We start from the raw sequence: 12,105 nt of genomic DNA, 5'->3' as shown, positions 1-12,105 counted from the left end.
ATATATTTACTGCATAAAGAAGCTCTTATCTTTTATTTTATCAAAGATAAGAGCTTCTACATAACTATTTGCCAAGGCTTAAACTTGCTTGTGAAAGCGGCCAATACTTCACATCTACTTTGCCAACGAGCTGTGTCTGTGAGATAAAACCAAAAGACCTGCTATCTAAACTATCTCCGCGATTATCGCCCATTACGAATAGCTTTCCATTCGGCACGGTTTTTTTACCAGTAACCTCTTTTAAATTGAAATTCTCTGTATATGGTTTTTCTCCAGTTGTCGCTTTTGCATAATCATTTAGAAATTCTTCCTCTACATATTTCCCATTGATATATAATTTATCGTCTCTATATTCTATTTCATCACCTGGTATTCCAATAACTCGCTTAACATAGTCTTCTTGTTTATTCGCATGAAACACAATGACATCAAAACGATCAACATCTGCTAAATCATATACTACTTTATTAACCATTAGCAAATTACCATCATTTAATGTCGGTTCCATCGATTCTCCATCTACCACATAGCTTGCAAATATAGCTGTACGGAATACAATTGCAAGAATGACTCCAAGTAAAATAACTGGAACCACTTTCCGATATTTTATTTTCTTCATGTTCATCTTCCTCCAGAGTAAGTTCTCTTAACATCTTACCCTGGTTTATCCCGTCTTAATCGTTCTCAGAGCCCATTTTATCCTTTAACAGCGCCTTTTTTTGCAACCGTTTTTCAATATATTTACCAATCATCCAAAATAAGACAATACATCCACCAACTACAATCGTCTTAACTGGATTTTTGGCGAACTCCATAATACTTGAACCTACATAAGCAATTGAAAAAATCATTACTGATTTCCCCATGATCACAGCCAATATAAACTGTTGCGTGCTTACCTTTGATAAACCAGCAACAACATTAATCACTGCCGATGGAGAAAATGGAAAGCACATAAGCAAAAATAAGGGTCCAAAACCATGTCTCTCTAACCAGCTAGTTACTCTCTTCACTTGTTTATTTTCCCGAACCGCTCTAAACACTTTCCTATTACCAAGCTTACGAATAACTAGAAAAACAAGGATAGCTCCAAGTCCAGCTCCTAACCAAGATAATAAAAATCCCTCCATTAGTCCATAAGCAGCCGCATTCGCAAATACAAATACAACCAGTGGGAGAAATGGCAGAAATGCTTCCACAAACGGTAACAATATCCCTGGAAGCGGTCCTAGATTCTCATAGTTATTTAGTAATTGCATGATATATTCATCAAAAGTGTCATTTTCAATCATCGTTTTCCAATCTGATAGTTGAACGTCTAATAAAAACATGCAGTAAATCTCCTCAATATGTAAAAGATCAAGATATTAGATATATGTATATTTTAATGTAATCCAATAGATATGCATAGTAATATCACTATTTTGCCACTTTCTTTTCATTTTTAAGCCTTGTCTATTGAATATTTTATATGATTTAGCATATACTAGATAAAGAACAAATGTTCTGTTTAAGGAGGGAATTATCATGCGCTATCTAAATGAAGAGGAATTTACCATTGCCTCACGTTTTCTATTTCTATCGATGGCCATGGTCGTGATACAACAAGATATCCAGCATATCCAAAACGGAGGATTTAAAATAAAAGAGCCATATATGGAACTGTTAAAGAAAATGGAAACAGAAGCATTAAATGAACGAAGAAGCTTGCGCAAAACAATGCAAACCATGCAATTAAAAGTAGTTACCTTAGAAAAAAATGATTCCTTTTCTTCTTATCTGTTCCTTTGCCGAGGGCGTGAAGAAAAACGAAATTATTTTAATCCTGCTATTCGCAAAAAAGTACAGCTTATTATTCGGGAATTGATGCGAAAAACTCTGCAGTCCGACCCCCAATTTGCTTTTGTAGAAACTTAATCCGATTGTCCAACAAGTAGCGAAATTGAGCTGTTCGCTGAATCTGATTTAAAGCAGATCCATATGATATATCAATCAATATACGTTTTCCATTTTTAAATAGGATTTCTGTACCATAGTTATCTGCTTTTAAAACTTGATCAATATGGGAATGGGCAATCCATGAACAATTTGAGCTTGTGGGAGAAGTGGTAGGGAAGAAATACATACCACTAATTGGATCAATCGTAATTGGAGCTTTATGGGTGATGCCGCAAATGTCTTTTGTCCCTTCTTGCCTGCCTTTTAGACTTGAACCGAAAAACTTGCACGCATGATCAACAATTTTACTAGGAGAATAATTAACAGGATACTCTGCTTCTTCTTCCAATACCATAGTAATTGGTTTATTGCTAGAATTACGTTGAGCTACAAGTGCTACGGTTAGAGGAGTAACTTCTGGAGATTGCATATAAAGATTTATCAAAAATTTTCATCCTTTCTATAAAAATAGAAAAGAAAGTGGCTTATTTACTAATTTAACAAATTTATAGGTAAAATGGAATATAAAATCTATATTTTCTAAAAATTAGATGATGTAGTGTCTTTTTCTTTTTCCGTTATGACGTCCCCTTCGCTGCTATACAATCTTTCTTTATGTTCGAATACATCAAATTGCGGGTTTAACAAAGTAAATGTATCTAGTTCTTTTGTTGAACGGTTAGATTCAAAGCCCATTTTTATCCCTCCTTCTTCTACTCATTCTCCCCCAGGATTAATATGTTATTCATACACAAAAAAGCTTTAAGGTGTAGTTAATACCTCAAAGCTTTAGGGAAGTTAATAGCGAACTTTATCTCTTAAATTTTTACGCAGAATCTTACCTGTTGTGTTTTTTGGTAATTCCTCTAAGAAATCAATGGACGTAGGGACTTTATATTTCACTAAATGGGCTTGGCAATATTCAATTAAGTCTTCTTCTGTCAGTGAGGGCTTATCGATGACTACAAAACTATGTACCGCTTCACCAGTCTGTGGATCTGGGACACCAATAACCGCAACTTCAGTCACATTCGGATGAGCATATAGTACCTCTTCTACTTCACGTGGATAAACATTATACCCGCCGACAAGAACCATATCTTTTTTTCGATCTACTATATAAAAATAGTTTTCATCATCCATACGAGCCATATCACCAGTATAAAGCCAACCATCCTTTAAAGCAGCCGCTGTTTCTTCTGGCATTTTATAGTATCCCAACATGACATTTGGTCCACGCACAATTAGTTCGCCTATTTCTCCAATAGGAACTTCTTGACCTAGCTCATCCACGACTTTATTTTCAACATTTAAAATGCTACATCCAATTGATCCTGGCTTTCGCGGACGATCCAGCGGATTAAAACAAGTGACAGGAGAAGCTTCTGATAATCCATAGCCTTCGGAAACTTTAACATGAAATGCTTCTTCAAACGCTTTTAATAATGAAACGGGCATAGAAGCGCCCCCAGAGATGCACAAGCGAATACTTGAAAAATAATCGACTTTCGCCTTCCCACCTCGCAATAAATAGTTATACATTGTCGGCACACCAGCAAAAATGGTTGCTTCATTCTGTTTGCTTATTTTAAATACTTCTGTTGGAGAAAACTTAGGTAAGATAAGCACTGTTCCCCCGTTCATTAACGGCGCATTAAGCGATACGGTCAAACAGAACACATGAAACATTGGCAACGCAGCAATAACGCGATCATGTTCGTTTATCTGCAAATAATCTGCTGTATCTTTAGCATTGGAGTATAGGTTCTTGTGGGAAAGCATAGCACCCTTAGGTGTTCCTGTCGTCCCTGATGTGTATAGAATAATTGCCATTGAATCCTCTTCTAATACTGGACCGGTAAAGTGGGGAGATCCTAATTTTAAAACCGCTGTGAATGATTTTGAATTTTCTTGGAGAAAGGAAACAGGTTGTTGATTAGAATGAGAATCACAAACGATGTAATGGTTAACCTTTGAAAATTGGTCATTGATCGTCTTAAATTTCTCAAGTAAATTATCCATGGTAATAATGGCTTTGACATCTCCATTTTTAATAATATAGCTCATTTCAGTTGATGTATATAACGGATTGATTGGAATGACAACTAACCCAAGCCGTAACGCGCCGTATAATCCAACAATATAATAAGGACTATTTCCGACAATCAAAGCAACATGGTCACCTTTTTGATAACCTAAAGACATCAAACCAGAAGCAAACTGCGTGATAGCACGATCCAACTCAGCATAGCTTGTTTCTTTTCCTTGATATACATAAGCTATCTTTTCCGGATACTGTTTAGCAGTCTCACTTAATTGATCACTTACATTCACTATTATTCCTCCCTGAAAAAATATGAATGAATGATCATTCATATTTTAAGATTTAAAAGAAGATGTACACGAAACAATCTTCTATCCGTCAAAACCATATGAATTATTTTACTATTCCAAGTATAAAGTACTGGTATCTTCTTTTCAAGTGGAAGCGCTGCCAAAATAATTATATAAACCTAATCAAAAAGCAGCCCCAAATAAAAGGCTGCTTTTACTTAATATATCAAGTTGACAAAATCCTCTTTTGAAATCCTTCCTAGATAGTGTGGAACATCCACACCAGCAAGTGCTTCTTCTATTGCTTGTCGATTATGGCGGACTCCAGTTAGCTTGTCCTCAATAACACTAATTTCTCCAACTCCAAAGAAATCCCCGTAAATTTTGCAATTCTCAATAATTCCTTTTTTGACATCAAGGCGAACATCTACAAAGCCAGCATCAAACTTATAAGATTCTTGAATATTAAAGGATGGAGACTTCCCATAGTTCCATTCCCAATTTTGATAGCGCTCTCTGGAAATTTGATGGACATTTTCCCAATCTTCTTCGGATAGTTCATAACGAGGTACGTCTATTATATCGTCTACATGGAAGACATATTGCAATATAATTTCTTTAAACTGCTCTACTGTAATTTTATTTTCTAGAAACTCCGAAATGTTTGCGACACGGCTACGAATGGATTTGATTCCTTTAGATTCTATTTTTTCTTTTCTTACATTCAATGCAGAAACAACGTTCTCAATTTCAGAATCAAGCATGAGTGTGCCATGACTAAACATTTTACCTTTTGTAGAATACATGGCATTTCCAGAAATTTTCCTGCCTTCCACAGTAAGATCATTCCTCCCTTTTAATTCGGCAGGTACCCCAAGTTTATTTAATGCATCTACCATTGGTTGTGTAAACTTAGCAAAATTTTGAAAGCTATTCCCGTCATCCTTCGTTATAAAGCTAAAATTCAAGTTTCCTTCATCATGGTAAACAGCGCCTCCACCGGAAAGACGACGCACTACCTTTATTCCATTCTCATCCACATATTGCGTATTGATTTCTTCTACAGTATTTTGGTTACGCCCAATAATAATAGATGGTTCATTCACGTAGAATAGTAAATATGTATCCTGTTCGCCAAAATTTTTCAACACATATTCTTCTAAAGCAAGATTAATTGCTGGATCAGTAATACCTTTATTATCAATAAACTTCATACGTTTTTACTCCCTTCAATATAAATAGGTCTTTTGTATAGTTTAAGTTTAATGTAAATTAAAGGAGTAATCAAAAGATAAACCTAGCTTTCCCAAATAAAACCGGCATGAGCTAATTGAACCGTTCTAGAAAAGACTTCCTTCGTCTCTTCAATTAATTGGTTACGATCTCCATATTGTGGTAAGTGGCTAAGCAGTAATTGCTTTACATTTGCTTCCTCTGCAATCTTACCACCTTGTTTACTTGTCATATGTCCAGCATTTTCTCCATCTTGATCGGCATAAAAATTACAATCCGTGATTAATAAATCTGCATTTTTTGCAAATGGTATCCACTCCTTTCGGTAACTTGTATCAGCCGTATAGACAATACAATTTGTTCCATCAGTAATACGCATTCCATAACAAGGTACGGGATGTTTTGTCTTTAAAAAAGAAATGGTAAAGGCTCCCACTTCCAAAGATTCTTTTGGATCATATGCCACTCCCTTTGTATATGTATGCGTCAAAGATTGAAATCCAGCTTCATCTTCCTCATGTCCATAAATTGGTAATACTTTATCCTTTCCTGTTATATAATAGGTAACTAATCGGGCATATTGCAAAACACCAATATCAGCAACATGATCAAAATGATAATGAGAAAGAATGACTGCATCAATCTCGGTAACTGTCTTATATTGCTGTAATTTTGCCAAGGCACCACTCCCCATATCAATGACAAGGGAAAAGCCACCTGATTCAAGTAAATAACAGGAAGTCGCTTCATTTGGAGCAGGATAACCTCCCCAATAACCAATAACCGTAAACTTCATAGGTACACACTCCTAATTTTAGTTTTTGTTGTAACACAGTATTGACTGATTGAATACTGTTATATTACAATAAAAATAATTCAAACTAGAGGAGGAGAAATCACATGATGAACGTCATCGAATTTTTTCGTAATTTACCTAAGAAAAAGTGTAGTAAATGCGGAAATGAAATGATAGAGAAAGCCGATTGCTATGGTAATTTATGTGACGATTGTGATCATCCAGCTAGGTAACACCTTCTTTATTCTTCTTTCTACTGTACTATACGCATATCCAATGTTCTACCAACAGCTATCCATTGATAGCTGTTTTTTTCTGAAAAAACATACCATTATTACTATTTTTATATTATAATTACTTAGAGTTACGAAATAGTTAAGAGAAAGGGGTATACATACGTGGTAACAAGACCTAAACGTTCGGAAGTGCCAATGGAACTTACCTGGGATCTACATGACTTATTTCCAACTTATCAAGCATGGGAAACAGAATTAGAAGCTATTCAGCAAGATGTACATAAAGTCACCCGTTTTAAAGGTAATTTAGGAGAGAATGCTGAGACATTAGATCACTGTTTAACTACGTTTGAGGATTTTCAAAAGCGTGTTATTCGAGTAGCAGTATATGCTAATTTACGCTCAAATGCAGATGGAACAAACCCAATCAATCAACGTGATTCTTCACGCGTTGCGAAGGCGATAGCCTTGATTAATACAGAACTTGCATTTATAGAATCTGAATTATTAGATCTTCCTGCACACACCATTGATTTATTTTTACAAGAGCAGCGTTCCCTGCAACCCTATCTAAAGATGCTCAAAGATGTGATGGAAAAGAAACCATATGCACTTGCACCGATCGTAGAGAAAACCATTGCTGCTTTATCAGAAATTCATGATGCTCCTTATATGATTTACCAACGAAGCAAATCCTCTGATCTGACATTTGATTCGATAACGGATGATGCAGGAAATGAACTTCCCATGTCAGCTGCTTTATATGAAGACCGATATGAGCTTGCCGCAGAAGAAAATACACGAAGGAAAGCATATAAATCCTTTGTCAGGACATTAGATCAGTATAAACATACTTACGCAGCTGTATATGCAACAGAGGTTACGAAGCAGGTAACCATGGCCAAACTAAGAAACTACTCATCTGTTACTGAAATGCTGCTTCATCCACAACAAGTAACATTTGAAATGTATGAAAACCAGCTCCAACTATTACAACAAGAGTTAGCTCCTCACATGCGCCGGTTTGCTAGGCTAAAACAAGAGAAGTTAGGTTTACCTGAATTACATTACTATGATCTCAAAGCACCTTTGGATCCTGACTTTAATCCAGTAACAACATACGCAGAAGCCACTTCTACTATTTTAGATGCTCTAACGATTATGGGAGAAGAATATCGTGGCATTACCAAACAAGCTATTGATAATCGCTGGGTAGATTTAGCTGATAATGTTGGGAAAGCAACAGGCGCTTTTTGCTCTAGTCCATATGGGGTACATCCCTATATTCTCATTACATGGACAGATACGATGAGAGGAGCCTTCGTCTTAGCCCATGAATTAGGCCATGCAGGACATTTTTATTTGGCGGGAAAGAATCAATCCCTTTTGAATACACGTCCATCTACTTACTTTGTGGAAGCTCCATCCACCTTGAATGAATTACTCCTAGCCAACCATTTATTAGGTAACACAAACGATAAACGAATGAAACGTTGGATTATTACCCAACTACTTGGAACATATTATCATAATTTTGTTACGCATCTTTTAGAAGCAGAATTTCAAAAAAATGTATATCAATCAGCAGAAACAGGTACTCCACTAACTGCTGATGTATTATCTGAATTAAAAAGAGGAGCGCTTAAAAATTTTTGGCAAGACACTGTCACTTTCGACGATGGTGCAGGACTAACTTGGATGCGACAACCTCATTATTATATGGGATTATATCCATACACCTATTCTGCAGGGTTAACAGTATCTACGGCTGTTGCAAAACAAATTCAAGAAGAAGGGCAGCCTGCAGTCAATCGCTGGCTTGACGTGCTAAAATCAGGTGGAACGATGAAACCATTGGATCTGATTCAAAAGGCAGGTGTTGATATGTCAAAACCAGATGCAATTAAAGATGCTGTTGCTTTCGTCGGTTCACTGATTGATCAGCTCGAAGAAAGCTACAACTAAATTATTAAGCACCTGTTATTTCATCCATGTTTGAAGTTATAAAGTTTTAAAAAGCTTGAGAATCATTTTCTCAAGCTTTTTTAAGGGTCTTTTTAGTTAAGCTTTAGCGTTAGGTTTCATAAATTAATCTTGTAAAAAACGCAATACTTCGCTTACCGTATTCTCCCCTTGTTCAATACAATCAGGGATGCCTGCACCATCATAAGAGCAACCTGTTAAGAAGACACCTGGAAGATATCTTTCGGTCTTTCTTCTTACTTCAGCTAGCCGTTCGACATGACCGACAGTGTACTGTGGTCTTGCATTTTTCCAACGCGTTATGACACAAAACTCAGGATCATCCTTGATTTTCATTATTTTATTCAAGTCATTAAGTACAATATCTGTCAGCTCATCGTCTGATAAGTCTACTATATCTTCGTTTCCAGGTCTGCCAACATAACAACGCAATAAAATTTTTCCTTCAGGAGAAGTCGTTGGCCACTTTTTATGGGTCCACGTACATGCAGTAATTTGATAATTACTATTTCTGGAAACAAGGAAACCAGTACCATCTATATCATTTTTTATCGCCGATTGGTCAAATGCTAAGACCACATTTGCGGTTGATGTTGCTGGGACACCTTTAAACACATGGAAGAAATCATATTGACTAAAAATTTTTGGAACAGTAAGGTGAGGAGTCGACACAATAACGGCATCTGCCTGCAAAACATTTCCATCACTTAATAGAAGATGATAACCATGATTCTTTTTCTCAATATGATCAACTGCCGTTCCCTTATGAAGCATTCCTAGATCTAATTTATCCTCAAGCCGGTGTATTAATGTCTCCAATCCATTTTTAAATGAGAAGAAGGCTCCAGAAGATGGTTGGTTACGCTTCGTTTTCGTCGGCTTCGGCATTGTCTTGGATAACCCTTTCATTACACTGCCATAGGTTTGTTCTAGTTCTAAAAAGGTTGGATATGTTGCTTTCAAGCTCATCTGATCAATATTTCCAGAATGAATCCCAGATAACAGTGCTTCCACTTGGTTCACTAACAATTCATTACCAAAACGACGTCGAAAGAAAGCGCCTAATGATTGATCCGTATCTGCTTTTCCTTTTGACACCATGATATCAGCTAAAGCACGTATTTTACCTTTAGAAGATAAAACTGTTGATGATAAAAGGGAACGAACATTTTTCGGGACTCCCATATACGTTCCTTTTGGCATCTTATGTAATTTATTATCAACTAAAAGATAAGATTGGCCAGTTGCATTACGAATAACTTGATCTTCTAGACCTAATTCTTTCACCAATTTCATAGCTGTAGGTTTGCGGGATAATAACGAATCAGGACCTTGTTCAATCGTAAACCCATCACGCTTTAAGGTTTTTATTTTTCCGCCTAAGCGTTCACTTGCTTCTACCAGCTTTACTGTATAAGGAAGCTTTTTTGCTTTTATTTCTCTTTGTATGTAATAGGCTGCGGATAACCCAGTTATTCCGCCACCTATAATCACTATTTGTTTGCTCGGTTTCATCTAACCTCACGCTTTACCTTTTTCATAACCACTTCAGCTAATGTTTTAATAAATTGTGGATGAACATTTGGCATTTCCGGACGATAATACGACGCACCTAATTCATCACATACCACTTTGCATTCATAATCATTGTCATATAATACTTCCAAATGATCTGCAATAAAACCAACTGGGGCATAGACAAATGCACGATATCCTTTTTGCTCAAACAGTTCTCTTGTTAGATCCTGAACATCAGGTCCTAACCATGGATCTGGCGTATTGCCTTCACTTTGCCAACCAATTTCATAATGCGTAATACCCGTTGCCTCAGAGATTAGCTGTGCCGTTTCTGCCAATTGTTGTGGATAAGGGTCGCCATTTTGCAATATTTTCTCCGGAAGACTGTGAGCAGATACTATTAATACTGCTTTTTCTCTATCTTCATTGGGCATTCCATTATAAACAGCATTAATCTGATCAGCCCAGTATTGAATAAATCTAGGCTCATTATACCAGCTTTCTACGGATGTGATAGAAGTTACACCATACTTCGCCGCCTCATCATTCGCTCGTTGGTTATAAGATTTTACACTAAACGTAGAATAATGTGGAGCTAACACAATAGACACAGCTTCCTCGATTCCGTCCTCAGCCATTTGTGCAACTGCATCTTCAATAAACGGCTCAATATGTTTCAGTCCGATATATGCTTTAAATTCGATTTCATTCTGTACTTCATTTAATGTTGCTTCTAAGGTTTCAGCTTGCTGTTCTGTGATTTGGGCTAATGGAGAAATTCCACCGATTGCTTTATAACGATCTTTTAAATCTTGCAATGCTTCTTCATCTGGTTTCCTTCCATGGCGAATATGTGTATAATAACGCTCAATATCTTCTTCCTTATATGGTGTTCCATATGCCATTACTAATAATCCCATTTTTTGTTTTGCCATTTTCAAAGCACCTCTTCACTTAATAATTTATTAATCTTTCCCTGTGTATTCATGAATAAAGGCTGTTAATCTTTTAAGTGTAGCTGGTGTAATATCTGGTGTAACACCATGCCCCAAATTAAATACATGATTTCCATCTGCACGACCTTCATCCAGAATGGACGTTGTGCGTTTCTCAATTGTCTCCCAATTTGTAAGTAATATCGTTGGGTCTAAGTTTCCTTGAATTACTTTAGTTACACCCATTTGTCTTGCTTCCATAATAGATGTACGCCAATCCAGGCCGATCACATCTACTGGCAGGTCATTCCATTCCAGAAGAAGATGTCTTGCTCCTACACCAAAGATGATTAACGGAACATCATGTCGTCTTAATTCAGAAAAAATGCGGGTCATGACAGGCTTAATAAAGATACGATAGTCCATAACATTTAAATTTCCTACCCACGAATCGAAGATTTGAATAGCTTTCGCACCAGCTTCGACTTGTGCATCCACATACGAAATGATCATATCAGCTAGCTTATCCATTAACGCAAACCAAGCTTCAGACTGTCGATACATAAATGCTTTTGTTTTGTTGTAATTCTTAGAAGGACCACCTTCAATCATATAACTTGCTAATGTAAATGGTGCACCACTAAAGCCAATTAACGGTACTTTCAATTGTTCTTCTGTCAGCAAGCGAATGGTATCGAGAACATAAGGAACATCCGATTGTGGATGAATGGTTCCCAATTTCTCAACATCCTGTAGGGAAGTAATTGGATTATGAATTACTGGACCGATACCAGATTTAATCTCCACATCAACTCCGATGGAAGGTAATGGCGACATTATGTCCTTGTACAAAATCGCGGCATCAACATCATAATTTTCAACAGGAAGCCTTGTTACATAAGCACATAATTCCGGTTCATGCGTAATTTCAAATAACGAATACTTTTCTTTTAGCTCACGATATTCTGGCTGCGATCTACCTGCCTGCCTCATAAACCAAGTGGGTGTATAATTAGTAGTTCCTCCTTTATATGCTCGAATTATCGTATCATTTAGTTGCTTTGACATACCATCCATCCTTTTCACGTACTACTTTTGCCACTAATAACTATATCGATTTCAATAGAAACTG

General features: G+C 36.6%; 13 protein-coding genes. 3 read left to right on the top strand and 10 right to left on the bottom strand.

From position 1 onward, the window contains the following. Positions 1–64 precede the first annotated feature (64 nt). Positions 65–619 carry a signal peptidase I gene (gene lepB, locus JKP73_RS16750; RefSeq protein WP_021292240.1) on the bottom strand — a complete coding sequence of 185 codons (555 nt, stop codon included), beginning with the start codon at positions 617–619 and terminating at the stop codon, positions 65–67. 55 nt (positions 620–674) lie between these two features. Beyond that, positions 675–1,331 (bottom strand): TVP38/TMEM64 family protein, encoded by a 657-nt coding sequence (locus JKP73_RS16745; protein WP_021292239.1) that lies wholly within the window; start codon positions 1,329–1,331, stop codon positions 675–677. Positions 1,332–1,527: 196 nt separating this feature from the next. Here JKP73_RS16745 and JKP73_RS16740 point away from each other — a divergent pair, with 196 nt between their 5' ends. Then, positions 1,528–1,917 (top strand): YhjD family protein, encoded by a 390-nt coding sequence (locus JKP73_RS16740; protein WP_021292238.1) that lies wholly within the window; start codon positions 1,528–1,530, stop codon positions 1,915–1,917. Here JKP73_RS16740 and JKP73_RS16735 read toward each other — a convergent pair. The 5 genes from JKP73_RS16735 to JKP73_RS16715 form a co-directional block, all read right to left on the bottom strand. Further along, positions 1,853–2,383, bottom strand: coding sequence for a competence protein ComK (locus JKP73_RS16735; RefSeq protein ID WP_021292237.1), 531 nt, complete (start codon positions 2,381–2,383; stop codon positions 1,853–1,855). The two genes, JKP73_RS16740 and JKP73_RS16735, sit on opposite strands and share 65 nt — an antisense overlap. A gap of 95 nt (positions 2,384–2,478) precedes the next feature. Next, on the bottom strand, positions 2,479–2,634 hold the full coding sequence (locus JKP73_RS16730) for a hypothetical protein (RefSeq protein ID WP_021292236.1): 156 nt from the start codon (positions 2,632–2,634) through the stop codon (positions 2,479–2,481). A gap of 102 nt (positions 2,635–2,736) precedes the next feature. Next, the gene (locus tag JKP73_RS16725) at positions 2,737–4,272 is read right to left on the bottom strand and encodes a fatty acid--CoA ligase family protein (RefSeq protein WP_021292235.1); all 1,536 of its coding nucleotides are present in this window, start codon (positions 4,270–4,272) and stop codon (positions 2,737–2,739) included. 218 nt (positions 4,273–4,490) lie between these two features. Continuing rightward, a complete protein-coding gene (gene lplA / locus JKP73_RS16720) occupies positions 4,491–5,486 on the bottom strand; it encodes a lipoate--protein ligase (RefSeq protein WP_200411561.1) in 996 nt (331 codons plus the stop codon). 83 nt (positions 5,487–5,569) lie between these two features. After that, positions 5,570–6,301, bottom strand: a complete 732-nt coding sequence (locus tag JKP73_RS16715; protein WP_021292233.1) for an MBL fold metallo-hydrolase — start codon at positions 6,299–6,301, stop codon at positions 5,570–5,572. A 104-nt stretch (positions 6,302–6,405) separates the two neighbouring features. On the opposite strand from JKP73_RS16715, the gene yhfH reads away from it, so the two are divergent. Then, entirely contained in the window at positions 6,406–6,534 is a 129-nt protein-coding gene (gene yhfH, locus JKP73_RS16710) for a protein YhfH (protein WP_021292232.1), read from the top strand. 165 nt (positions 6,535–6,699) lie between these two features. Then, positions 6,700–8,502, top strand: coding sequence for an oligoendopeptidase F (pepF, locus tag JKP73_RS16705; RefSeq protein ID WP_267903273.1), 1,803 nt, complete (start codon positions 6,700–6,702; stop codon positions 8,500–8,502). A gap of 123 nt (positions 8,503–8,625) precedes the next feature. Here the strand turns inward: pepF and hemY are convergent, their stop codons facing one another. From hemY to hemE, 3 genes are read right to left on the bottom strand one after another with little or no spacing between them, the layout of a single operon-like run. Continuing rightward, the gene (gene hemY / locus JKP73_RS16700; protein ID WP_038245641.1) at positions 8,626–10,035 is read right to left on the bottom strand and encodes a protoporphyrinogen oxidase; all 1,410 of its coding nucleotides are present in this window, start codon (positions 10,033–10,035) and stop codon (positions 8,626–8,628) included. Continuing rightward, positions 10,032–10,973 (bottom strand): ferrochelatase, encoded by a 942-nt coding sequence (hemH, locus tag JKP73_RS16695; protein ID WP_021292229.1) that lies wholly within the window; start codon positions 10,971–10,973, stop codon positions 10,032–10,034. Before hemH ends, hemY begins: the two co-directional genes overlap by 4 nt. A 30-nt stretch (positions 10,974–11,003) precedes the next feature. After that, entirely contained in the window at positions 11,004–12,041 is a 1,038-nt protein-coding gene (gene hemE, locus JKP73_RS16690) for a uroporphyrinogen decarboxylase (protein WP_200411560.1), read from the bottom strand. Positions 12,042–12,105 lie beyond the last annotated feature (64 nt).

Origin of the sequence: Virgibacillus salexigens, from assembly GCF_014905415.1 — a bacterium.
Lineage (GTDB): Bacteria > Bacillota > Bacilli > Bacillales > Amphibacillaceae > Virgibacillus > Virgibacillus salexigens.
Note: the sequence above shows the minus strand (reverse complement) of the source record. Positions and strands in the feature narration are given on the sequence as shown.

What these genes read in the sequence shown, in the direction of transcription:
- yhfH (WP_021292232.1), top strand. Translation starts at nt 6,406, where the DNA reads ATGATGAACGTCATCGAATTTTTTCGTAATTTACCTAAGAAAAAGTGT.
- hemH (WP_021292229.1), bottom strand. Translation starts at nt 10,973, where the DNA reads ATGGCAAAACAAAAAATGGGATTATTAGTAATGGCATATGGAACACCA.
- lplA (WP_200411561.1), bottom strand. Translation starts at nt 5,486, where the DNA reads ATGAAGTTTATTGATAATAAAGGTATTACTGATCCAGCAATTAATCTT.
- hemE (WP_200411560.1), bottom strand. Translation starts at nt 12,041, where the DNA reads ATGTCAAAGCAACTAAATGATACGATAATTCGAGCATATAAAGGAGGA.
- JKP73_RS16715 (WP_021292233.1), bottom strand. Translation starts at nt 6,301, where the DNA reads ATGAAGTTTACGGTTATTGGTTATTGGGGAGGTTATCCTGCTCCAAAT.
- lepB (WP_021292240.1), bottom strand. Translation starts at nt 619, where the DNA reads ATGAAGAAAATAAAATATCGGAAAGTGGTTCCAGTTATTTTACTTGGA.
- JKP73_RS16740 (WP_021292238.1), top strand. Translation starts at nt 1,528, where the DNA reads ATGCGCTATCTAAATGAAGAGGAATTTACCATTGCCTCACGTTTTCTA.
- JKP73_RS16730 (WP_021292236.1), bottom strand. Translation starts at nt 2,634, where the DNA reads ATGGGCTTTGAATCTAACCGTTCAACAAAAGAACTAGATACATTTACT.
- hemY (WP_038245641.1), bottom strand. Translation starts at nt 10,035, where the DNA reads ATGAAACCGAGCAAACAAATAGTGATTATAGGTGGCGGAATAACTGGG.
- JKP73_RS16745 (WP_021292239.1), bottom strand. Translation starts at nt 1,331, where the DNA reads ATGTTTTTATTAGACGTTCAACTATCAGATTGGAAAACGATGATTGAA.